The 24565-nt window shown below is 30.1% G+C and carries 16 protein-coding genes, 1 tRNA gene and 1 pseudogene; 11 read left to right on the top strand and 7 right to left on the bottom strand.

Annotation, left to right across the window (positions count from 1 at the left end):
* Nucleotides 1-426: 426 nt before the first annotated feature.
* On the top strand, nt 427-1437 hold the full coding sequence (gene trpS, locus LPC16_RS04915; protein WP_229637023.1) for a tryptophan--tRNA ligase: 1011 nt from the start codon (nt 427-429) through the stop codon (nt 1435-1437).
* Between the two features lie 264 nt (nt 1438-1701).
* On the opposite strand, the gene def is transcribed toward trpS, so the two are convergent.
* Nucleotides 1702-2265: a peptide deformylase gene (gene def / locus LPC16_RS04910; RefSeq protein ID WP_229637724.1), complete on the bottom strand. Its 564-nt coding sequence runs from the start codon at nt 2263-2265 to the stop codon at nt 1702-1704.
* A 264-nt stretch (nt 2266-2529) separates the two neighbouring features.
* Here def and LPC16_RS04905 point away from each other — a divergent pair, with 264 nt between their 5' ends.
* The 7 genes from LPC16_RS04905 to eno all read left to right on the top strand — a co-directional run bounded on the left by LPC16_RS04905 (nt 2530) and on the right by eno (nt 10820).
* The gene (locus LPC16_RS04905; RefSeq protein ID WP_229637021.1) at nt 2530-3105 is read left to right on the top strand and encodes a biotin transporter BioY; all 576 of its coding nucleotides are present in this window, start codon (nt 2530-2532) and stop codon (nt 3103-3105) included.
* Nucleotides 3106-3110: 5 nt separating this feature from the next.
* On the top strand, nt 3111-3596 hold the full coding sequence (gene lspA, locus LPC16_RS04900; RefSeq protein ID WP_229637010.1) for a signal peptidase II: 486 nt from the start codon (nt 3111-3113) through the stop codon (nt 3594-3596).
* 269 nt (nt 3597-3865) lie between these two features.
* Complete coding sequence (locus tag LPC16_RS04895) at nt 3866-4414, top strand: RDD family protein (protein WP_229637009.1); 549 nt, start codon at nt 3866-3868, stop codon at nt 4412-4414.
* A 532-nt stretch (nt 4415-4946) separates the two neighbouring features.
* Nucleotides 4947-5315, top strand: coding sequence for an STAS domain-containing protein (locus LPC16_RS04890; protein WP_229637008.1), 369 nt, complete (start codon nt 4947-4949; stop codon nt 5313-5315).
* 93 nt (nt 5316-5408) lie between these two features.
* On the top strand, nt 5409-8033 hold the full coding sequence (locus LPC16_RS04885) for a TIGR03960 family B12-binding radical SAM protein (protein ID WP_229637007.1): 2625 nt from the start codon (nt 5409-5411) through the stop codon (nt 8031-8033).
* A 144-nt stretch (nt 8034-8177) separates the two neighbouring features.
* The gene (locus tag LPC16_RS04880) at nt 8178-9422 is read left to right on the top strand and encodes an FAD-dependent hydroxylase (RefSeq protein ID WP_229637006.1); all 1245 of its coding nucleotides are present in this window, start codon (nt 8178-8180) and stop codon (nt 9420-9422) included.
* Nucleotides 9423-9524: 102 nt separating this feature from the next.
* Nucleotides 9525-10820, top strand: a complete 1296-nt coding sequence (eno, locus tag LPC16_RS04875; protein WP_229637005.1) for a phosphopyruvate hydratase — start codon at nt 9525-9527, stop codon at nt 10818-10820.
* Nucleotides 10821-11046: 226 nt separating this feature from the next.
* Here eno and LPC16_RS04870 read toward each other — a convergent pair whose 3' ends face one another.
* The 3 genes from LPC16_RS04870 to psaK form a co-directional block, all read right to left on the bottom strand.
* Nucleotides 11047-12330 (bottom strand): folate/biopterin family MFS transporter, encoded by a 1284-nt coding sequence (locus tag LPC16_RS04870; RefSeq protein WP_229637004.1) that lies wholly within the window; start codon nt 12328-12330, stop codon nt 11047-11049.
* Nucleotides 12331-12535: 205 nt separating this feature from the next.
* Nucleotides 12536-14872 (bottom strand): ATP-dependent helicase, encoded by a 2337-nt coding sequence (locus LPC16_RS04865; RefSeq protein WP_407084199.1) that lies wholly within the window; start codon nt 14870-14872, stop codon nt 12536-12538.
* Between the two features lie 320 nt (nt 14873-15192).
* Entirely contained in the window at nt 15193-15459 is a 267-nt protein-coding gene (gene psaK / locus LPC16_RS04860; protein ID WP_040055136.1) for a photosystem I reaction center subunit PsaK, read from the bottom strand.
* A 166-nt stretch (nt 15460-15625) separates the two neighbouring features.
* On the opposite strand from psaK, the gene LPC16_RS04855 reads away from it, so the two are divergent.
* Together LPC16_RS04855 and ispG are read left to right on the top strand one after the other, a co-directional pair.
* Nucleotides 15626-15712, top strand: a tRNA-Ser gene (locus LPC16_RS04855).
* Between the two features lie 216 nt (nt 15713-15928).
* Nucleotides 15929-17152 carry a (E)-4-hydroxy-3-methylbut-2-enyl-diphosphate synthase gene (gene ispG / locus LPC16_RS04850; RefSeq protein ID WP_040055148.1) on the top strand — a complete coding sequence of 408 codons (1224 nt, stop codon included), beginning with the start codon at nt 15929-15931 and terminating at the stop codon, nt 17150-17152.
* Nucleotides 17153-17211: 59 nt separating this feature from the next.
* Here the strand turns inward: ispG and thiO are convergent.
* Nucleotides 17212-19151: pseudogene (gene thiO / locus LPC16_RS06210) on the bottom strand (glycine oxidase ThiO).
* 388 nt (nt 19152-19539) lie between these two features.
* A complete protein-coding gene (recG, locus tag LPC16_RS04835; protein ID WP_229637002.1) occupies nt 19540-21981 on the bottom strand; it encodes an ATP-dependent DNA helicase RecG in 2442 nt (813 codons plus the stop codon).
* Between the two features lie 412 nt (nt 21982-22393).
* On the opposite strand from recG, the gene LPC16_RS04830 reads away from it, so the two are divergent.
* Nucleotides 22394-23281, top strand: a complete 888-nt coding sequence (locus tag LPC16_RS04830; protein WP_229637001.1) for a 4-hydroxybenzoate solanesyltransferase — start codon at nt 22394-22396, stop codon at nt 23279-23281.
* Nucleotides 23282-23363: 82 nt separating this feature from the next.
* Here the strand turns inward: LPC16_RS04830 and hemH are convergent, their stop codons facing one another.
* The gene (gene hemH, locus LPC16_RS04825; protein WP_229637000.1) at nt 23364-24527 is read right to left on the bottom strand and encodes a ferrochelatase; all 1164 of its coding nucleotides are present in this window, start codon (nt 24525-24527) and stop codon (nt 23364-23366) included.
* Between the last annotated feature and the right edge of the window lie 38 nt (nt 24528-24565).

The following is a 24565-nucleotide window of genomic DNA, read 5'->3' as shown; positions in this document are numbered from 1 at the left end:
AAATTTTTATGTATATTTTTAGTAACAGTATAGTTAAAATGAATAAAAAGTAGTGACTAAAAGATTTCATTTTTAGTAATTAGCAATACTAGATCTTTACAAAGATTAATATTAAAAATCAATCTCATAAAAATTAATAAATAAAAACTTCATTTATTAATTTTTATTATTTCTAAATGTAATATTATGTTAAACATTGTTTGCATCAAGTTTTACACATTGATTTTTTGAATATTTTGTTGTTTATCTTTTTTAGTTACAAATTTATCGTTTACTATATACTCCTCGATGTAATTTTTTATCTAGCCTAAGTAAAATATTCCAAAATAATCCATATCGACATAGAATATAAATTCTTTTACATGAATTACATAATCGGTCATAATCTTAAAGAAGTTATAATAACTAATTTACAATATTACTTTAATGCTTAAACAACGTATATTATCAGGAGTACAACCTACAGGTAATTTACATTTAGGAAACTATTTGGGAGCAATTCGTAACTGGGTGAGTTTGCAACAAAAGTATGAAAACTTTTTTTGTGTAGTAGATCTTCATGCCATTACTGTTCCTCATGATCCAAAAACTCTAATTAAAGATACATATTCTATCGCAGCTCTTTATTTGGCTTGCGGTATTGATTTGAATGATTCTACAATTTTCGTTCAATCTCATGTTTCTGCTCATAGTGAACTTGTTTGGTTACTTAATTGCATTACACCTTTGAATTGGTTAGAGAGGATGATTCAATTTAAAGAAAAAGCTATTAAGCAGGGAGAAAATGTTAGCGTTGGGTTATTAAATTATCCTATACTAATGGCAGCAGACATACTATTATATAATGCTAGTCATGTTCCTGTTGGAGAAGATCAAAAACAACATTTAGAATTAACTCGAGATATTGCGATACGGTTTAATAGCAAATTTGCTACTTTAGAAAATCCAGTTTTTAATATTCCTGAACCTTTAATTAAAACTGAAGGAGCAAGAGTTATGAGTTTAAGCGATGGGAGATCTAAAATGTCAAAATCTGATTCTTCTGATTTAAGCAGAATTAATTTATTGGATTCACCTGATCTGATACAGAAAAAAATTAAACGCTGTAAAACTGATTCTTTGAAGGGCTTGGAATTTGACAACAAAGAGCGTCCAGAATGTAATAATTTATTAAACTTATATGCACTTTTATCTGAAAAAACAAAACAAGAAGTATTTCAAGAATGTCATAGTATGGGATGGGGACAATTCAAACCTTTATTAATTGATACAACTGTTGAAGCATTAAAGCCGATACAAGAAAAGTATCACAGAATTATAGATGATAAATATTACTTAGATTCAGTATTGAAAGAAGGTAAAAATAGAGCTGAAACTATTGCAAATGAAACTTTAACTAAAGTTAAACATTCTTTAGGATATTTATCTTCGATTTAGATATCAACCTTTAAGTTGCTTACACTTATAATTTTTTTACGGTTAATCATTTTGATTGTATTGTATAAAAGAAACATTTTAATTAATATAGGAATGATTTTCTATATTAATTAAAATGCTGAAAGAACTACAGAAGTCTTGATAAAGGATTCATAGGGTAAGTATTAATAATAAAATTTTTATTTTCTTAAATGATGGTTAATTCTATATATAATAGCTATTTAAAATTATGAGAATTTTAATAAAAATAGCCTTTCTGTTATTTTACTTCAAAGATTTTACAGATTCTCTATTAAATCCTTGTTCTTGAAGCTTTGTTGTCAGATCTAGATCATTTTTGACTCTATCAACAAACATGACACCATTAAGATGGTCAATCTCATGTTGAATTACTCTTGCCAATAGATCACTAGCTTCTATTTGACAAGGTTTTCCATATTCATCTTTAAAAGAAACTTGAATCATTTCAGGACGAGTTACATCAAGATATACACCAGGAATGCTCAAGCAGCCTTCTTCCATAACACATGATTCTTGAGAGTAATAATTAATTTTAGGATTAATTAAAATTAAAGGGGTATTGGTAGAGGTTTCAGGTTCACAATTAATAACAATTAATTGCTTATGAATACCAATTTGAGTGGAAGCTAAACCAATACCATTAGAGTTATACATAGTTTGTAGCATATCTCTAGCTAGTTGACGAATAGAATCATCAATTTTGGAAATTCGTTTTGCAGACTTACGTAAATCTTTATCTCCTAAATGATGAATATTTAATAAAGAATGATCCAGTTTTTGTCGCTCAATTGTCATTGAATCTATGATTAAGAATAGATAACTATTACATTTTACCGTATTACTATACTAACTATGTCAAAAGTTTAAAAACTCCAAGCAATGGCTAGAATCGTCAATATTTCGAACAAAAAAGATATCATAATCTTATAAGAAGGTACTTTTACTACTGTTATAAATAATTATACTAAAATTGATTTAGAGATAAGTTGTGGTGGATAGTCTCCAACTATTTGTGAACCCTATACATAAAGATATAAAATTATTAAGATATATAAATACTATTTATTAATTGTGCTTTTTGTTAATGAATTACTTTGGACTATAATTGGATTATTATTAACAATTTTTAGCGTTTTTGCTGAAGCAAGTATAGCTTGGAATTTTCGAGGAGAAGATGTTAGTCATCTGTCTTTAGGTATAACTCTTCAGATAGGAGCTGTTTTATTAACAGGGTGCATGGGAGGAAAAAATGCAGGATTCCTATCACAAATCTCTTATTTACTACTAGGACTTTTTTTATATCCCATTTTTATTAATGGGGGAGGTCTTCAATACTTTAGAGACCCTACTTTCGGTTATATTTTGGGCTTTGCTCCTGGAGCTTGGCTATGTGGATGGCTATCTTTTAAATATAAAACCAAATTAGAAATTTTACTTATGAGTACAATAAGTGGTTTGCTAGCTATACATATTTTTGGTCTGACTTATTTATTTATTTTTTGGATGCTAAAGCCTCTGGCCTTATCAACACCAGATTTATTAAATCTTATGATGAATTATTCTATTGATTCTATCTTTTCACAATTAATTATAGCCTGTGCTACAGCTTTTTTAGCTTTTATTTTGCGTCATATTCTATTTTATTAGCAAATATGAATAACATTCTAAAAAAAAATATATGGTTTTGGCTAATCGGTTTTAGCAATTTACTACTAGACCAGATTAGTAAGTATTGGGTAATGAAATCATTTATTGAAATTGGAGATACAATTCCTTTTTTGCCTAGAATTTTTCATTTTACTTATGTTATAAACACCGGAACTGCTTTTAGTTTCTTTGAGGGAGGAGTAATCTGGTTACGTTGGATCTCCCTAGGAATAAGTATAGGATTAATAGTATTATCTTTATTTGGGGAAAAGATGAAGGTGCTTGAGCAGTTAGGCTATGGTTTTATACTAGCAGGGGCTCTTGGTAATGGAGTTGATAGATTTTTCTTTGGATATGTGGTGGATTTTTTGGACTTTCGTTTAATTAATTTTCCAATATTTAATTTAGCTGATATTTCAATCAATTTTGGTATTATTTTATTATTTATTGTAAATTTCTACCCAAAGTCATCTAGTAACCTGTTCCGTTAAAACTATTTTTTTATAAGTTAAAAGTTTATAAATTAATTTTATTTAACTCTTTTATATACTAAATAAGACTATAAATAATTCTTTGCCATATTTAGGTAGTATTCTTAATGTATTAAATAAGTAATAATCTTTAGTTTAATAAATATGTTTATATTAAGAATAACATCAAGTAAAAGATTGAATTTTTCAAAATATATTTATTAACTAATAGTTAGATGCAATAGAATGCTTATTGAAAATTAAATTAATATCGATTTATAGTAAGTTATATGTCTTCTAAGCATTCATCATTGGTACATAATCATTTTTCAAAGGCACCATTTAATCGTCGAATATATGCATTTTTACTAGATTTTATTACAATATGGTTTTTAAGCTCTTTTTTTAAAGGAATTCTGCAAAATACTATTTTTATTTTCATATGGTTAATATTAAAAGTAGTTGTAGTTTTTAAAAATAAAGGACAAAGTTTAGGTAACTGGGCATTTGATTTAAAAATTACAAGTGTTCGATGTGGACGTATTCCCCGATTAGATGAAATTCTTAAACGTGAAATTACTCTAGGATTATTAGCTTTGTTAGCTATATTAGGATTTAGTATTAATCTTAATAATGGTCTTTCGATGCTACTTTTGATAACTCCTTTAATAGTAGACTTCAGTGCAGCCTTAGGAAGCCAAAAACGATATAGTCAAACATTGCATGATATGATCAGTAATACTATATTGATTCAAGCTCAACGTGGATTTTCTCTAGATCTACGAATTAAAAAAATATTTAAAATCATACACAAAAAATACTTAAAATCATTAAGATGATAAAAAAAACTAATAAAATAGTTAGAAGAATATTCTTCTGGACAACAAACAGTATAATAACCGATCAATTTTACAGACTTTAAACTATTAACTAAATAAAAGTTTAGCTAAATATATTGTATTATCATATCAGTTCCTACTTTTCATAAAATTTTAATTCTTTAGTATCGAGTAATGTAAGCTAACATCTTTCAATCAATCTCTTTTTAAATCCTAACAAACAAGAAGTTAAAGTTTATTAGGATTAAAAAAAATAATAAGAGAACCATTTTCTATGACAAACAATCTATATAATGCTAGACTAATTTCCATGGATAAAGTAAGTTCGGAAAACTTTTAGAAATAATTTTCATTGATATTTATTTTTGAAATATAAAAATTAGTTATATTAATCAAAAAATATTTAGCTACACAAATAACATTAGAAACTATAACTAATAGCTTATTTTTTACAAAAGAGTATATTTTTAAAAATCATCTATGATTTGATTAATATAGTAAAAATTAATTGTAAATTTGAGGAAAAATATCAATGATAGGAAATCATTTAATTCATTTGGAAACAGCCGTTTTTGAACCTAATGGCTATATTACTTCTAACAATGTTAGTGATTTTCAAAAAGAATTAAACAGTTTTATAAGTAATAGTGTTTGTAAAAAGTTCTTAGTCGATATGAGAAAAGTTGAATTTATAGATAGTACAGGACTAATAGCCATTGTGTCAGCCTTTCGGCTCGCTCAACGCCTCAACAAAAAGTTAAGTGTTTGTTCTTTATCTCCTTCAGTACGTATTATTTTTGAGCTAACCCAATTAGATCAGGCATTAGAAATCTACAATGATCGCCAAGTATATATACACCAAACAAGAGAAGCAGTCGGAAGTGAACTGTTTAAATATTGAAAGATTGTTTTATATTTTTTAATTCTTTTCTCTATACTTCTAATACATTTGAAAGACTAAAGAACATTAGGAAAGAATCTCAGGGAACTATTTATGATAATCGATATAGAAGAACTCATTACTCCAAATATTGTTAAACCAGCTCGATATCTTGGTAATGAAGTAGGTGCTAAACATAAACCTTGGAATGACGTCAATGTTCGTTGGGTACTCACTTATCCAGAAGTTTATGAATTAGGAGCATCTAATTTAGGTCATATTATTCTATACAATATTTTAAATACTCAACCTCGTCAATTATGTGATCGTGCTTATTTACCTGCTCCAGATTTAGCAACAAGATTAAGAGAGACTAATACCTTACTTTTCGGTTTAGAATCTCGCCATCCACTAATAGAATTTGATATCCTTGGTTTTAATCTTAGCTATGAGCTTGGAATAACGAATATTTTAGAAATGCTTGATTTATCAGGAATTCCTTTAACTTGGAAAGAAAGAGAACTTTCAATAAAAGATTCAAGTAATAATTTACAAAAAAATTGGGACTATCCCTTAATTTTTGCTGGAGGGCAAACTGCTACTTCTAATCCTGAACCTTTTGCTGATTTTTTTGATTTCCTAGCGTTAGGAGACGGAGAAGAACTCTTGTCAGAAATAGGTTTAGTTGTTGAACAAGGAAAAGCTAATCAGTTAAATAAACAAGAATTATTATTAGACCTAGCCAAAATACCAGGTGTATATGTTCCTCGTTTTTATAACGTAAAAAAATCTGGTCAAGTTATACCTAATCACTTAGATGTTTGTCCAAAAATTGTACGCCGTGTAGCTCGTCCTATGCCTTCTTATGGTGTAGGATTAGTCCCTTTTGTTGAAACCATTCATGATCGTCTAGTAGTGGAGATAAGACGTGGATGTACACGTGGGTGTCGATTTTGTCAGCCAGGAATGTTGACACGTCCAGCAAGAGATGTTGAACCTGAAGAAATTATAGGAACTATCGAACAAGGTATTAGAGAAACTGGATATAACGAATTTTCACTGCTATCTTTAAGCTGTTCTGACTATTTAGCTCTCCCAAGTGTAGGTATAGAAATTAAAAATCGTCTCCAAAAATATAATATTACTTTATCCCTTCCTAGCCAAAGAGTAGATAGATTCGATAAAAATATTGCCAATATTATTGGTGGAAATCGCAAGTCTAGTTTAACTTTTGCTCCTGAAGCAGGAACTCAAAGAATGCGTGATGTAATCAATAAAGGACTAACAAATGAAGAACTTTTGCAAGGGATAAGTACAGCAGTTGAAGAAGGATGGGATAGAATTAAACTCTATTTTATGATTGGTTTACCAGGAGAAACATATCAAGATATTCTTGGTATTGTAGAAACTGTTCAATGGTTACAACAAGAGTGTAGAAAAAAAAAGGGAAAGCCGTTGAGCTTTACAATTACCATATCTAATTTTACTCCTAAACCACATACTCCTTTCCAGTGGCATTCAGTATCTAACTCAGAGTTTAAAGATAAACAAAAGTTGTTGAAAGAAGCATTTAAGTCTCAAAAAGGTATCAAGGTTAATTATACTGATTTGAGAATTTCAAGAATGGAAGATTTTATTGGAAGAGGTGACAGAAGATTATCTAAAGTCATTAAACGTGCCTGGGAATTGGGAGCTGGAATGGATTCATGGTGGGAAAATGCAGAGAAAGCCTACTTAGCATGGGAAAAATCTATTCAAGAGTCAGGACTTAGTTGGGAGTATCGCAGCATAGAAAAAGGAGAATGGAATATCTTTAGTGAAGTTCAAAATACAACCAAACAACATAAGCTATGCGATATACCTTTGCCATGGGATCATATCGATACTGGTATTAGTAAAAAATGGTTATTGGAAGATTTAGAAAGGGCTTTAAGAGAAGTATTAATTCCTGATTGTGCTTTTGAAAAATGTTCTCATTGTGGAGTATGTGGTTTAAATTTTGGTCACAATATTATAGTTCCTCCACCTCCTGTTCCAAAATTCAATGGTAATTTTCAAGTTAATAACATTAGAGTTCAAAGATTTCGTATTTATTTTGGAAAAATAAATGAAATATCTTTATTAAGTCATCTTGATCTAATACGTCTATTTGATAGAGTATTACGACGTGCATCTCTACCTATATCTTTTACTGGAGGGTATCACCCTGGGCCTAGATTTTCTATTGCTAATGCACTTACTTTAGGTGTAACAAGTAATGGAGAAATTATTGATTTTGAATTAACTGAAACTCTAGACATCACTGATTTCTATTCAGTATTGCAAAATAGCTTACCCAAAAATTTACCACTTTACGATATTGAAGAAATAAAGACTAATTCTAAATCAACAACTCAGTTACTAAAGGGGTCGGAATATCTTATTAAACTTGAAACAAAGCATATAATATCTAGAAAAGTTTGGGAAAGTTGGATTAATAGTATTTTGGTAAAAAAAGAAATTAACTGGGAAAAAACAACAAAATCAGGAAACTTTAAGATTATTAACTTAAGAAATCAAATGATTTCTTTGAAACTAGATTCTTTTGAAAATGAAGTCGTTGTTCTCTCGTTTACGAGTAATTTTCAAGATGAAGGGATTATATTATCTCCTAAAGATGTCGTTTTAATGCTAGAAAAAATATCAAGACAAAAAATTAGCTTGCTAAAAATTCATAGACAAATATTATTATTAACTTGATATATAGGCTGTAATACTTTACAAGGTTATCTATTTTAAAAGTATTAAGATACGAAGTAGATTATTTTCTCTTGCACCTTGTCAAAACTCAGGTCACAATAAATAGTAGACACTTACTATTATTTTTGCGAAACTACATCTAGTATGACTTTACAACCAGCAACATTAAATCAATTAGATTCTACTAGTTATTTAGAGTGCGATCTTGCTATAGTTGGAGGAGGTATTGCAGGTACAACTTTAGCTTTAGCCCTTAAAGAATCAGGATTAAAAATTAAGATTATAGAATCACAAACTTTAGAAAAAGTTGCTTGTAGAGAAAGAGCTTATGCTCTTTCTCTACTATCTGGTAGAATTTTTAACGGTATTGGTATTTGGTCAAAAATATTACCTGAAATTAGTAAATTTAATTACATTTTTCTTTCAGATGCTGACTTCTCAGAAGTAGTAAAGTTTAAATCAACAGATTTAAAAACAGATTCTTTAGGATATGTAGGTGAACATAAAGTAATTTTAGATATTTTACAAAATGAAACCGTAAAGTATCCTAATATTCAGCTTTTATCTTCTACTAAAGTTGTAAAGTTAGATACTGAAAAATCAAAATCCATAGTAAACATAGAAAAGGATGACATAGCGTATAAACTACGAGCTAAACTAGTAGTTGGCGCTGATGGACCACTTTCTTTTGTTCGTTCATCTGCAGAGATTAAGACTCAAGGTTGGAAGTACTGGCAATCATGTCTTACATTTATTATTAAGCATCAGGCTTCCCGTAATGATATAGCCTTTGAAAGATTTTGGTATACTGGACCCCTAGCTATTTTACCTCTACCAAATAATCGGTGCCAGATTGTTTGGACTCTTCCACATGCTCAAGCCAAAGCTCTTCACGATCTAGAAGATACAGAATTTTTAGCACAATTAAAAACGCATATTCCGAAATTATTAGGTTCTATTACTTTAATGAATAACAGATCTTTATTCCCTGTGCAGTTAATGCAAAGTAAAAATTATATTCAATCTCGGCTAGCATTAGTTGGAGATGCTGCTCATTGCTGTCATCCAGTTGGGGGACAAGGATTAAATTTAGGGATAAGAGATGTAGCAGTTTTAGCAGAAATATTAGAAAAAGCTTGGGAAAAAGGTGAAGATATTGGTAGTCAAAGACTATTAAAAGAGTATGAGTCATTAAGGCGACGGGAAAACTGGATAATTTTAGGTTTTACTGATTTTCTAGATCGTTTATTTTCTAATAATTATTTTCTTTTAGTACTAATGCGCCGCTTTGGTTTAGTAGTCATCAACCAGATACCGCTTCTAAAAAATAATGTTTTGCGACTAATGACAGGATTATCAGGTAAACAGCCTATCTTATCAAAAAAATAAGTAACTATATAAATAATAGTTTTACTATTATTTATATACGAGTAATAAATTACTATATTGTTTGTATATAGATAGTATTATTCAAATAGAGGTTATTTTCATATGTCAAATAGAGCTATTGCTTCTATAAAGGATATATATGCTAGGGAAATTTTAGATTCTCGAGGCTTTCCCACTGTTGAAGTAGAAGTAATATTAGAAACAGGAAATTTTGGTACAGCTCAGGTTCCTAGCGGAGCTTCTACAGGAAGTTATGAGGCACACGAACTAAGAGACAATAATCTTAATCGTTACAATGGTAAAGGAGTCCTAGAAGCAGTTATAAATATACAAGAAAAAATTGCTCCCTGTTTAATAGGAATGAATGCCTTTAAACAAAATATTATCGATGATTTAATGATTGAACTGGATGGCACTAGTAATAAAAAGGTATTAGGAGCTAATGCGATTCTTGGTGTATCTTTGGCTATTGCTAAAGCTGCTGCTGAAGAACTGTCTCTACCTTTATATCGTTATATCGGAGGTTTATCAGCAAACGTTATGCCTATACCTATGATGAATTTGATTAATGGAGGAAGTCATGCTAACAATAACGTTGATTTCCAAGAATTCATGATTATGCCTATTGGTGCTGACTCCTTTAAAGAAGGTTTAAGGTGGGGTGCAGAAATATTTTATTCATTAGGTAAAGTTTTAAAAAAACGTCAACTAATTTGTGGAGTTGGCGATGAAGGAGGATATGCACCAAATTTGGGTTCAAATAAGGAAGCCTTAGATTTACTTATTGAGGCTGTTGAAACGGCTGGCTATAAACCAGGAAAACAGATATTTTTTGCTATGGATATTGCTTCTAGTGAATTTTATAAGTTTGGGCAATATGTCTATGACGACACATCCCATTCGGCAAAAGAATTTATTGATTATTTATCTAAATTAGTTAGCCAATATCCCATTGTTTCTATAGAAGATAGTTTACATGAAGAAGATTGGGACAATTGGCGATTATGTACGGAATCTTTAGGAGACCTTGTGCAATTAGTAGGAGATGATTTGTTTGTGACAAATCAACATCGTCTTCGTAAGGGAATCAATGAAAGAGTAGCAAATAGTATTCTTATTAAACTTAATCAGATTGGTAGTTTAACTGAAACTTTAAACACTATTTCCCTGGCTTCTCGTAATCAATATAACACTGTTATTTCACACCGTTCTGGAGAAACGGAAGACACAACAATCGCTGATTTAGCCGTAGCTGTCAATTCTGGACAAATTAAAACTGGCTCTCTATGCCGTAGTGAAAGAATAGCAAAATATAATCGACTTTTGCGTATTGAAGAGGAATTAGGCAAATCTGCTATTTATGCTCCTAAAATTGGCTTAGGTCCTAATTTTTCTTAATCTTGAATTATAATATTTGATTTTAGTGAATCAGAATTCAGTAATAGTTTAATATAAATATTAAACTATTTTTATATGTTTTAAATAAAAAAAGGTATCATATTTGAAAGTACTATATATCAACAATAAAGATTTAAATAATATTTGAAAGTACTATATATCAACAATAAAGATTTAAATAATATTTCATTACATAATTTTTTTCAAAATAATTGTTTCCTTAGTATTAACTTTTTATTTCATCTGGCAACCAATTGATAATCAATAACGGTAAAAGTGTAGATAAATTAGCTAGGATAATTAATATCCAAAATTTGTCAAAATTGATGTCTGTAATTCCCAAAATATAAGTTAAAAATGCTCCTAATTCATTAGATAGAATACCAGAAAAATTAATCAATGACATTAGGAGAGCAAAAAGAGTTGCCTCAATACCTTTTGGACATATCTTAGTTGACAAAGTCAACACAGGTATAAAGGCTATCTTTCCTATAGCAGCTTCGACTATGTTATCTCCTAAAGTAAACCAATAATCATTGATACCTAATTTTCTATTAAGATGAGTTACTAGTAACAACATACTCATTCCTAGTATCGAAGAAGTAATAATACTATATTTTAAAATTTTTCTAAAAGAAATATTTATTAACAACTTTTGATATATAAAAATTCCTAATAAGGCTGCGACACTTGTTACTAAACGAATTCTTCCTAAGAACTCTGCTTTGAATTCTAATTCATTAGTAATAAAGTAAAAAAAAACCGATTCTGTATTAGGGGTAGACTGCCAAAAGCATATAAAAAGAGTTGGCAATAAAATTGATTTCTGTCTAATAACTTTTAATATCTGATTTATATGCTGTTTTATTAAACAGCTACTATATTGAACACCATTTACATCATTATTAATTTTTTTCTCCACAATTAATAACGCCATAATACAAATAAAAAAAGGGAAAAAAGATGTGATCCTAAAAATTGTCTTGCCACTAAATTCTTCTAGTAACCAACCACTCAAGTAAGACGTAATAAGACTACCAAAAGCAACAGCTCCCCATGTCAGAGATTGAAGTTCTGCTACTTTTTCTAAAGACTTATCTTGAGCTTTTTCTACAATTAGTGAATCCACAATAACATCAGCAATTGCCGTAGAGACAGAAATTAAAGTAATAATCATAGTTGCTAACAAAATATTACTTTTAACTGTTGCTAAAAGATTCCAAGATAAACTTCCTAATAAACCTGAAAATATAAGATATGAGCGACGACGGTAGTTAAATAGTGGAAAATTATCAGAAAAAAATCCAAAAAGTGGCTTTATAACCCAAGGAATAGTAGAAATACCTATTATAAGACTCATTTGAGATGGATTAAGAAAAAGATAATCTTTAAGAAAAAAACTTATCGCTAAGCGAGCCAAATTCATAATCCCTTGAATAAAATAAATGCTAAGAATAGCGATAAGTTCTAAAGTTAGATCATTTTTAATGATATTTTTTTTTGAAAACATATTTTAATGTGTAAGCATTTATCTTTATAGCTCAACTAAGATTTTTTTATTATATTTAAAGTTTAAAGAATTTAATGTATCTATGAATTTTGCAGTTAAATATATTTTAGAAACTATTTTTATTTAAGAAATAATATATATTTATTTGTCATGTTTTGGTGATTTATGTATTTTTAATACTGTAATGATTATAAGATATACATCTTTAGTGCTTAGTTACAAACTGTGGAAATTTATTCATTAATGCCAGGAAAATTAAGCATGGAGTTTTAGGTTTTAAAAATACGTTTTCTTTAATATTTCTCCAGTATGAAGGCCCTTTCTTTGCTGCAGATATCCATAAAGTATTTTTTGCACGAGTTATCGCGACATATATTAATCTATACTCTTCTATTTTCTTAAATAACTTTGCTTGCTCCCATACTTGTTCTATTTTAGTTATATCAATATTGTTCTCATAACTTAAGTACTTCTTATGAGATAAGGTTCGAATTTGAATACGAGCTATTTCTGCTAAAGAAAAATTTCCTAAAAAGTTCGAAGTAGGAGAAATTTTAACTTCACCAGATAGAGTATCATCATAGAGAAAAGGCAAAAAAACATAATTCCAGTCTAAACCTTTTGACTTATGCATAGTCATAATAGTAACTTGATTAGGTCTAACATATAGTTGTTCATTATCTTCTGTAATTTCTTCAAACTGTTCTAGATCAATAATTTTTCTTAAAACACTAATAATATTTGTTAAAGTTATTGCTTCATTTAGTTCGTCGTAAACTTTATCAGATAGCTTTTGAACGCTTGCTAACTCGGTACTTTCGTATTTTAAAATTGCTCCTAAAAAAGCAATAAGATAATAACTAGGAAGTTCTAACTTTGCTTTGAGTAAACTACGACAATAGTTACGAGCTTGTAAAGCGGATTCTTCAGGTTCAGAGACAAGAGGAGTAGAATATAAAAAATTTTCAGGATTAGTTACTATTTTATTCCAATCTTGTTTTGCTATTAAATTATGTTTTTCTAAGATTTCCAAAGAATTTTTCAAATAATTGGAAGAATGTGGTCTATCCATAAACTTTAATAAAGTTAAGATATCCTTTGGTATTTGGGAAAACTGATTTTGTGTCCCTGCCTCATAAACTGCAATTTTATATTTTTCAGGAAAATCTTTTAAATTTTGAGCTAAAAAATGGCCTTGGCGATTTTCTCTGACTAAAATTGCTATACTTTGATTACAGTTTTGCTCTAAAAGTGTAATGATCTTTTGACGTATTAATTTAATACTATGATAAATATCTTGAGGAATATGAATTTCTAATCCAGGATTAGATGATTGAGGATTAGCATTAACTTGAGGATCATTTCGATCAACTAATTTTATCTCTTGTATATGAAAAGGAATATTTCTTTCTAATATTTGTGTTTGAGGAAGATCTAAAAAATTATTTTTAATATTTTTTTGTTTTTTGATCCATTCGTCTCTCATCCATTTTAAAGTAAAATTAGCAGCATTTATAATATCTATATTACTACGTCCTGCTTGATTCATCTGTACTAGAGTTTTGTTGTTTTTGCATGTCTCACAAAACAAGTTAAAGTAAATTGGATCAGCAGCAGTAAACGTAGAATTTATTGCTTGGTTAGAGTCACCAACTTTTATTAAATTAGCTTCAAAATTTGGATTATTATCATCACTGGCAAGAATAGAAATTAATTTTTCTTGTAAGGGGCTAGAATCTTGCGCTTCATCTTCAAAAACAGCAAAAACTTTTTGTTGCCAAATTTTTCTAATATCAAGCTCTTCCAAAATATTTATTGATTCATGAATCATATCGTCATAGTCAATAAAATTGAAAGATTTCATAATTGTTTGATATTCCTTATAAAGACTAAATGCTAATAATAAAGTTTTATAATTATTATGTTTACGTTCATTAAATTTTTTAAGTTCTTTTAAAGTTAAACCAGAACTTTTTATTTCTCTAATAATAGTATATGCAAATTTCGGCAAAATTTCGTTTCTTAATATAGATTTGCGACGTAATTGTTCAGTTTTAGCTTTGTTAACTTTAGTTCCTTTCAACAAACTTTCATAGTGCAAAGGATTATTGTCAATCCACTTATCAACAGAATTTTCAATAACTTTATGATTAGAGGTGAGATTAATAAGGGTTGAATTTGCTAAGTTTAATTTAGAAAAATTAGGATGATGATTAATAATCTGAAGAGCTAAACCATGCAGTGTATTTACAACAAAACCATCTTGAGAAATGTCTAAATTAACAAGATGTTGTTTTATTTTCGTTTCTATTGCTGTAGCAGCCGAACGAGTATATGTAACGATAACTAACTGCTTATTAACATTTAAATTATTACGGGCAATTAATATTGCAGCTGTGACAGCAAGACTATAAGTTTTCCCTGCGCCAGGAACGGCAGCAACAGCCATTTTGCCAGATTTCCAACAAGCTAACTGCTTTTGTTCATAACGTAAGTTAGTTAGAAGAACATCTAACTTTTTTTCAAGTCTTTGAGTCTTAATAATTAATGGATCTCTTATATAATCCTGCAATCTATAGCATTATTGTAAATCTTCAGCTGTAAATAAAATAGATAGCATAAATATATGCTATCTATTTTATTTACAGTTTTATTGTATACAATAAAACTGTAAATGGTATTTATTGGTAAAAAATAGTTATTTAGTAGCTATTTTATATTTACTAGACTTCTTATTGATATGTAGAACTTAAACAAGAAAAATATTTTTGTTTAAAACTTATTAAAAGGGTGATATGGTTAAAAATAGCTTTTTAACCATATCACCCTTAGTATTATGTCAGTTATTAGAGGTTTTTATCTCTATAACATGCCTGTACTAGCAATACCTAAAATCATTCCTACGCCTATAATATGGCCAAGACTCGTTGCTCCTAATATTGCACCAATATTAAGATGACCAAACATTTCTGAAAATTGAGGTAAACGTGTTTCTTTACTAGATTCACCAATAACTAACTTAGTTATTACTATGGCTAAAATATTACAAGCAATCATTATAGATGCTACTTTTGGACTCCATTCCACAGTAGTAGGAATTGTAGCTACTAGCATAAGAGTAGAATACATAACTTGTCCCCCTGAAAAAATAACTATACTCTTTAATCGTAAAAGGTGAAGAGGCTGGGTCCTATAATGATGTTGTAATACTTAATAAAAAAAAAAATAAGAAAATACATTATCAAAATATTACCCTAAAAAACTATTTATCTGCTATCATTGATTATTGTATCCTGGAGAGGTGGCTGAGCGGTTGAAAGCGGCTTCCTGCTAAGAAGTTATAGGTTAACGCCTATCGAGGGTTCGAATCCCTCCCTCTCCGTTCGTTTTGTTTTTATAACTTTATGTAAGCAGCTTAGCTATAGAAATAATTTTTATATTAATTTAATATTGAGTTACAACAGATTAACTATTAATCGGATAGGATGATCAAGGCTAATATTTCTTTTTATAAAATAGCTAGGTTAAAATATATGCAATATCTAAGTGCATATTACTTTTGCTTTATTATTATTTAGTACGTTAAATGTTATTAACTATGGATACTTTAGAAACCTCTAAAATCATCGAAAATGTTTCTAAACAAGAAATTGATACTACAATTCATCGTCGCCAGACTCGTCCAGTTAAAGTCGGGAACATAACTATTGGAGGAGGTTTCCCCATTGTTGTACAGTCGATGATAAATGAAGATACGCTTGATGTTGAAAGTTCTGTTAATGCTATCCGTAAGTTACATGAGATTGGTTGTGAAATTGTCAGGGTTACAGTACCTAGCATGGCTCATGCTAGAGCATTAGCGGAAATTAAACAAAGACTAAGTCAAGTTTATCAACCTGTACCTTTAGTTGCCGATGTACATCATAATGGTTTAAAGATAGCTTTAGAAGTAGCCAAACATGTTGATAAAGTTCGAATTAATCCAGGACTATATGTATTCGAAAAACACAATATAGATCGTGATGGCTATAGTCAAAAGGAATTTGAAGAAATTGGGGAAAAAATACGAAAAACTTTAGAGCCTCTAATTATCTCATTAAGAGATCAAGGGAAAGCCATGAGAATTGGTGTTAACCATGGATCTTTAGCAGAAAGAATGCTATTTACTTATGGTGATACTCCTTTAGGCATGGTTGAATCTGCGCTAGAATTTATTCGTATTTGTGAATCCTTAGAATTCTACAATATAGTAGTTTCCTTGAAAGCATCTCGAGTACCTACTATGTTAGCAGCTTATCGATTAATGGTTCAGCGCATGAATGAACTAGGTATGGATTATCCATTGCATTTAGGAGTCACAGAAGCTGGTGATGGAGAGTATGGTCGCATTAAATCAACTGCTGGTATAGCAACACTTTTAGCAGAGTCAATAGGAGATACTCTTCGTGTATCTTTAACTGAGTCTCCTGAGAAAGAAATTCCTGTTTGCTACGGTATTCTCCAATCATTGGGATTACGTAAGACTATGGTAGAGTATATTGCTTGTCCATCTTGTGGTCGTACTTTATTTAACTTGGAAAATGTTCTACATAAAGTACGTAATGCAACCCAACATCTTACGGGCTTAGATATTGCTGTAATGGGTTGCATTGTAAATGGTCCTGGAGAGATGGCTGATGCAGATTATGGATATGTGGGAAAACAAGCTGGATATATATCTTTATATCGTGGGCAAGAAGAAATTAAAAAGGTACCAGAAGATAAAGGTGTAGAAGAGCTAATTAAATTAATTAAAGAAGATGGACGCTGGATAGAGCCATAATCTAATTATTTGACAATCAGAAATTTATTATAGATAGATTCTTTAAATTAAAGTTATGGTTAGATTGAAGTAATTGTACCAGTTAAAGGAGAACTAGCTTCTGCATAATATTTTATAGGCATACGTCCTCCTAAGTAAGCTAATCTCCCTGCTCTTGTTGCTAGTCCCATAGCTTCAGCCATATATAAAGGATCTTGAGACAGTGCGATCGCACTATTGACAAGAACAGCATCGGCACCCATTTCCATGGCCTGAGATGCTTGGCTAGGAGATCCTATCCCAGCATCTATAATGACAGGTATATTGGCTTCTGCCACTATGATTGATATATTAGCCTGATTCCGAATACCTTGCCCTGAACCTATTGGTGATCCTAAAGGCATAAGAGTAACACACCCTATTTCCTCTAGTCGTTTCGCCAAAATAGGATCAGCATTAATATACGGCAGTACAGCAAACCCTTCTTTAACTAACTGTATGGCTGCATTTAAAGTTTCAATGGGATCAGGCAATAAATACTTAGGATCAGGTATAACTTCCAATTTAACAAAGTTGTTATCCTCCTGACCTAGTAGCTTAGCCATTTCCCTACCCAATCTTGCGACTCTAATAGCTTCATCTCCTGTTTTACAACCTGCTGTATTTGGTAACATCCATATCTTCGTCCAATCTATGGATTCTGCGAGTCCTTTATGACCAGGAGCTTCAGTCTGTACTCTTCTGACTGCAACTGTCACAATTTCGCAGTTACTAGCTACTATACATTTTTGCATAAGGGGAATACTAGAATACTTGCCTGTTCCTGTCATTAAACGTGAACTAAATTTACGATTAGCTATAATTAGTTCATCAGAAGGCAAAGTGTTTTTACTATAAACGGTAGCATTAATAGATTTAGGAAAAGTCATAAATGTTGGAGAGAAAAAGATTCATTCTTAAATCGATCACCACTAAAATTTCTCAGAAGTGGATCATTTCTTTTGTTAATTACTAACTCTGAAATCAAAGAAGCTGTTATAGGAGCAAGGAGAATTCCATTCCGATAATGTCCTGTAGCAACAATTAGATTATCATAATTATAATAGCCCAAAATAGGTAATTTATCAGGAGTTACGGGACGATATCCCCACCAAAATTCTTGAATTGGCCAATTAACTATATCTGGAAAAAGTTTTATTGATTCTTTAATTAGTTTTTCTATTCCTTTAGACGAGTTACCAGATGTCCATCCTATATCTTCTGAGGTAGCTCCGATAATTAAGTTTCTATTCTTACGTGGTACTAGATATACTTGCGTCCCGTATAATATTTTTTGTAAAAGATATTGTTTAGGTATCTTTACAGCAAGCATTTGTCCTTTAAGAGGACGAACAGGCACGATTAAGAATTTATTAATCCATGCTCCACCTGCTACGATATAAGTACTAGCTTCAAACTTACCTTTATTTGTAGATATTCCAATAATTTTGTTTCGCTTGCTAAGCAAACTATGAACAGCTACCTCATTCTTAATATCAACTCCTAAAGTTCTAGCTACCTGATAAATACCATGTAGCAATTGTCGGTTATCTACTTGTCCATCGTCAGGATATAACCAGCCACCTTTTACATCACTTCCTAATCCTGGTTGATAGAGATGGATACTTTTTTCGTCTAACCATTGACCTACAGAGTTTTGGGAGACTCTGTTTTGAGAGATATCATAAACTGGAGCGAGTGACCCGCAATGTTCATATCGTAAATCTAAATTAGTAAAATTTTGGATTTTTTGTATCCAGTTAGGATACAACCAGCGAGATTTTAAGCACAGATCTAGTAAAGGGCCTGGCAATAACTTTTCAGCATAAGGAGCTAACATCCCTGCTGCTGCAGGGGAAGCTGATTGAGGAAAATTTTTATTACATACAGTAACAGATATACCTTGTAACTTAAGATCAATCGCGATAGACATCCCAATGATGCCACCACCAATGACAATAACATCACTTGTTGTACTCATAATCATAATTTTATTTTATCCTCTACTCTTGCCTCAAAACATTCAAACTTAAAATTGAAAATAATTATAGTTTTGCTTTTAAAAAAGTTTATTTGACAAATATAAAATTTATATTAACAAAGGTTAAACAAAACATATATGAAAACTTTTTTCAAATGCTAGCATAAAGTATATTTAAATGTTGGCTAGCTCTTATAGTATTGTCAAAAAAAACAAAAAATATTAGTCGTAGGAAAGATTAAGCTAGGTCGTATTCTGATTAAAATTAAAAATAATTTTAATGAAAACTATCCTTAATTTACAAAAGTTTTTTAGTTTCTATTGACTTTAGATATTTTGCAAAATGAGCTAGTTAGATAGCTATAATTACCTATAGACTAAGTATTCTTTATAGTCTAATACTTCGGTATTCTAATTCTCCTTTTAAAAGTGGAAAACTATTTAGTTTGACGTCTGATAATATTATTCTTTCAGCTATTAATTTTGATAATTCAAGAATTTCTTTATTGTCTGTTAAGCTTGCTAAGGCAAAATCTGGTAATCCAGATTGACGAGTTCCTAAAATAGTTCCTGGCCCACGAAGTTTTAAATCCATTTCTGATATAAAAAAACCGTCTTGAGACTGTTCTAATACGCCTAATTTCTGTAATATATTAGGAGTTTTACTGCTAGTAATTAAAAAGCAATAAGATTTAAAACTACTTCTACCAACTCTTCCTCTCAATTGATGTAACTGAGATAATCCAAATCTTTCTGCATTTTCAATTAACATTACTGTTGCATTGGGGATATCGACTCCGACCTCTATAACGGTTGTTGAAACCATGATTTGATACCTATTTTCACGAAAATCATTTAAAACTTTATTTTTTTCCAAAGGATTTATTCTTCCATGCAATAAGCCAATATTAAAGATAGGAAAAATTTCTTCTGAAAGTTTTTTATGTTCTTCTATTGCAGCTTTTATATCTAATTTTTCAGATTCTTCAATCATGGGAAAAACTATATAAGCTTGTCTTCCTTGACTAACTTCTTTTTTTATTAGGTCATAAGCTCTCTGTTTTTGACTTCCTATTAAAACTTTAGTTTCTATAGCTTTTCTTTCAGGAGGCAATTCGTCAATTTGACTTATATCTAAGTCTCCATGCAAGGTTAAAGCAAGAGTACGTGGAATAGGAGTTGCTGTCATACTTAAAACATGAGGATATTTACCTTTATTTAGAAGTTTATTTCGTTGTTCTACGCCAAACTTATGTTGCTCATCAATAACAACAAGGCCTAGTTTCTTGAATTTTATTTGCTCTTGTATTAACGCATGAGTTCCTACAAGCAATGGTAATTCACCTGTAATTAATTGACGATAAATCTCATGTCTTTTAGATTTTTTTGTAGATCCTGTTAATAATTCAGCAGATAGACATAATTGATTAAAGTACAATATTATTTTTTTATAATGCTGTTCTGCCAAAACCTCTGTTGGAGCCATTAAAGCAACCTGATATCCAGACTCTACAACAGTCAATATCGCAAAAATTGCAACAATAGTTTTTCCTGACCCAACATCTCCTTGTAAAAGACGATTCATTGATTGTAATGATTCTAGATCTTTAATTATTTCATTAATTACCCTTTTTTGAGATTTTGTTAGTTGAAAAGGTAAAACTTTATTAAATTGATGAGTAAGATATTTATTAGGTGTAAAAGAATTAATATTTTGTAATCTTTTTCTTTCTTGTCGACGTTTTAAAAACCCTAACTGTAAATAAAAGAAATCATCAAATATTAAGCGTCGTCTTGCACGTTCTAAAAAATCCAGACTTTTTGGAAAATGAATATTAATTAGAGCATCCTTTAAGTCCATTAAATCATATTTACTCTTAAGTGATATTGGTAAAGGATCTAATATTGTTTGAGCAGATTTTAAATTAATAATAATAATTTTACGAAAAAAACTATTATCGATTCCTTCTGTCAAAGAATATACAGGTAAAATACGGGCTATATTCAAAGATTCAATACTTGTATTAAAATTATCTAAGATTTCCATTTCCGGATTATCTAAAGTTAAGCCATAACGATTTTGTTTAACTAATCCAGATACTGCTATGATTGTAGACCGAATATAATTTTTTTTTTGTTTTTCCTGCCATCCTTTATTAGTAAACCTATTACCTGAAAAAAATCTATTTAATCTTATTTCTCCTGTATGGTCTTGCAAAACTAATTCTAAAATACTCAATTTTTTATTTTTAGAACTAGTAAAAAAATTACATTTTTTCACTCTTCCAACTATGGTGACAGTTTCTCCTTCTTTGATATTTGAAATTGTTACTTGGCGAGCATAGTTAATATAGTCTCTAGGATAATAAAATAATAGATCTCTGACTGTATCTAATCCTATTTTTTGTAATAATCCTATTTTTCGAAAACTTATTTCTTTTACAGTACTTAAATGTTGTTCTAAATTGAGCTCGTAACGTAATATAGATTTTATATCAATTAAATTACTTGTTTTGGGTTGTTTGGGATGGGGGTGTTTGACAGGTATCTTAAAATCTTGTTTCAGATTATGTAAGAACTGACGAGTTTGAACAATTAACTGCCTTCTTTGAGATAAAGTTAATTTAGGATAAATAGCATATTGTGAAGCAAATTTTAGCCAGCGTTGTCTTTGGTTATTAGATGTTTTAATAGGTGGTAGTTCGCCAAAGTTGAGGCATAAATATTCACTAAACTGATACTGCTCACCTTGTGTATTAATAAATCCTCTTTCTACCTCAATTGACAAGGCCTTGTCTAAACAAACCCAATAAGAACTTTTAGAGATCATCTTAACTCATTTGATAAACACTTATTTTTTATTAGGACTTTTTTAATTCAAGTACAACAAATTACAAATCAATTAAGCATATATTAATATATTCTTGAAAAAAACAGATAATGAATTATTATTAATATCGTAGATATCACATTAATAATTTAGATTAAGATCTTGTTAAATTTAGTGTCTTATATAGTGGTATTTATATTTTTAAAAATCATCTTCTTCGAAAGAAACCATTTGATTTTGCCAATCTTTATCAAAATAAAGAACTTGTAAATAATATTAACCTAAAAAGATTTTGTATTTTATCAAGATAAAATTATTTTTTAGATGTAAAAAACTATTTTCCTATATTTTAATTTTTGATTTATATTTATAATAATTTCCATAAAAAATAATAGCATCAGATTTCAATAATATGTCAAATCCTCAATTTTTGCTTACAACAAAATCTACTTGGTTAGCTATTATTCAGCTATTAAGGTGGAATAAGCCTACAGGAAGATTAATTTTAATGATTCCTGCCCTATGGGCAGTCTTTTTGGCATCACGTGATTTTCCTCCACCATCTTTGATCCTAATTATCATACTAGGATCTTTATCTACTAGTTCAGCAGGTTGCGTTATTAATGATCTTTGGGATAGAAATATTGATCCTCAAGTAAAGAGAACTAAAAATCGTCCTCTTGCATCACGTACTTTATCTATTAAAGTTGGTATTGTAACTGCTTTTATTTCTTTAACATGTGCACTAGTTTTATCTCTTTATTTAAATACTTTAAGTTTCTGGTTATGTATCTTGGCCGTACCATTCATTGTTTGCTATCCTTTGGCAAAAAAATTTTTTCCAATTCCTCAGTTGATTTTATCTTTATCTTGGGGATTTGCAGTTCTCATTAGCTGGACTGCAGTAACTCAAAAACTTGAATTTCATACTTTTATTTTATGGGGAATAACTGTTTGCTGGACATTAGGTTTTGATACAGTTTACGCAATGTCTGATAGAGAAGATGATAGAAAAATTGGCATCAATTCCAGCGCTCTATTTTTTGGTCGATATGTAGAAAGTGTAATAACTTATATTTTTGCTTTGACAGCACTTCTTTGGGCTTATTTAGCAATAATTATGAAACTAAATTTTTGCTTCTGGGTAGCATGGACTATAGCTTCAGGAATGTGGTTTAAGCAATGCATTCTCTTAAGATCTCCAGATGTTTCACAAGAAGTATATGAACAAATTTTTAAAGAAAATGTATATCTAGGGTTGATACTCCTAGCAGGAATAATTACAAACAATATATATTAGTTATGGAAATATAAGAGTAATAAAAGAAAACGATTTGTATTATTGACTTAACTAGAGAATAGGCAATAGATAGTATATTTTTCTATAATATTTTTAGATAATGCAAGATACCATGTCCACTTATTAATTCAACCAAAAGACCAATAAATCCTAACATAGCTAATCTACCATTCCATATCTCTGCAGTATTTGTTATACCCCATTGCCAAGATTTTTTAGGATATATTACTATATTTTCCCTTGGATGAGTTATACATTTAAAAGTAACTGGGGGCTTTTCTAAAGAATGAATAACTAATTCTGCTAAAGCATCTATAAAAATGGGATGAGTATTTAAGGCTGGAACTCTAGAGAAATTATAAATCCCCGCTTTTTCAGCAGCTTCACGATATTCAATGTCAATTTCTTGAAGAGTTTCAATATGTTCAGAAACAAAACTGATAGGAACTACTAGTAAGTCTTTTATCCCTTGCTTTCCCAATGCTTGGAGAGCATCTTCAGCATATGGTTTTAACCATTCTACTGGACCAACTTTGCTTTGATAGGCTAATGTATAAGCATTTGAACGATTAATTGTACTCATTAACAAATGAGTACAAGCTTCAATTTCTGCTTGGTAAGGATCTCCAGCTTCCTCTACATAGCTTTGTGGTACACCATGAGCACTAAAGAATATATGTACTTGTTCCGGATTAGAGCACTTATTCAATTCTTTGATAATTAAGTCAGCCATAGCTTTCAAGTAATTCGGGTTATCATACCAAGAAGGTATTAAAGTATATTCAATTTGCCTTAATACAGGATCGGTTTGCCATATTTTTTCAAGGATGCGAAAACTAGAACCGCTTGTACTTATTGAGAATTGTGGATACAAAGGGAGAATCACTAATTTATCCGGACAATCATGCTTAATATCATTGATAGCTTCTTCTGTAAAAGGATACCAATATCGCATTCCTATGTGAACATCTATTTTTTGTCCACATTCTGCAAATTTTTTAGCAAGAGCTTTTCCCTGAGCCTCTGTTATTTTTCTTAATGGAGAACCTCCTCCAATTTGACGATAGTTATTTTGAGATTTGTTGGTTCTTAAAACAGAAATAAACCAAGCCAAAGGTTTTTGTAGCCACGGAAAAGGTAGGCGCACAATATCTGGATCAGAAAATAAATTAAAGAGAAAAGGACGAACATCTTTTAATTGCTCTGGTCCACCCAAGTTTAGTAATAAAACCCCAACACGACCCATGATTTTAATAACTGATATTTTTCTTTACTAAGTGTAAC

The sequence above is a fragment of the cyanobacterium endosymbiont of Braarudosphaera bigelowii genome, from assembly GCF_020885515.1.
GTDB lineage: Bacteria > Cyanobacteriota > Cyanobacteriia > Cyanobacteriales > Microcystaceae > Atelocyanobacterium > Atelocyanobacterium thalassa_A.
The sequence above is the reverse complement of the archived record's forward strand: the minus strand, read 5'-3'. Positions and strand labels throughout refer to the sequence as shown.

What these genes read in the sequence shown, in the direction of transcription:
- trpS (WP_229637023.1), top strand. Translation starts at nt 427, where the DNA reads ATGCTTAAACAACGTATATTATCAGGAGTACAACCTACAGGTAATTTA.
- lspA (WP_229637010.1), top strand. Translation starts at nt 3,111, where the DNA reads ATGAATAACATTCTAAAAAAAAATATATGGTTTTGGCTAATCGGTTTT.
- LPC16_RS04895 (WP_229637009.1), top strand. Translation starts at nt 3,866, where the DNA reads ATGTCTTCTAAGCATTCATCATTGGTACATAATCATTTTTCAAAGGCA.
- LPC16_RS04890 (WP_229637008.1), top strand. Translation starts at nt 4,947, where the DNA reads ATGATAGGAAATCATTTAATTCATTTGGAAACAGCCGTTTTTGAACCT.
- LPC16_RS04885 (WP_229637007.1), top strand. Translation starts at nt 5,409, where the DNA reads ATGATAATCGATATAGAAGAACTCATTACTCCAAATATTGTTAAACCA.
- LPC16_RS04880 (WP_229637006.1), top strand. Translation starts at nt 8,178, where the DNA reads ATGACTTTACAACCAGCAACATTAAATCAATTAGATTCTACTAGTTAT.
- eno (WP_229637005.1), top strand. Translation starts at nt 9,525, where the DNA reads ATGTCAAATAGAGCTATTGCTTCTATAAAGGATATATATGCTAGGGAA.
- LPC16_RS04870 (WP_229637004.1), bottom strand. Translation starts at nt 12,330, where the DNA reads ATGTTTTCAAAAAAAAATATCATTAAAAATGATCTAACTTTAGAACTT.
- psaK (WP_040055136.1), bottom strand. Translation starts at nt 15,459, where the DNA reads ATGTATTCTACTCTTATGCTAGTAGCTACAATTCCTACTACTGTGGAA.
- ispG (WP_040055148.1), top strand. Translation starts at nt 15,929, where the DNA reads ATGGATACTTTAGAAACCTCTAAAATCATCGAAAATGTTTCTAAACAA.
- recG (WP_229637002.1), bottom strand. Translation starts at nt 21,981, where the DNA reads ATGATCTCTAAAAGTTCTTATTGGGTTTGTTTAGACAAGGCCTTGTCA.
- LPC16_RS04830 (WP_229637001.1), top strand. Translation starts at nt 22,394, where the DNA reads ATGTCAAATCCTCAATTTTTGCTTACAACAAAATCTACTTGGTTAGCT.
- hemH (WP_229637000.1), bottom strand. Translation starts at nt 24,527, where the DNA reads ATGGGTCGTGTTGGGGTTTTATTACTAAACTTGGGTGGACCAGAGCAA.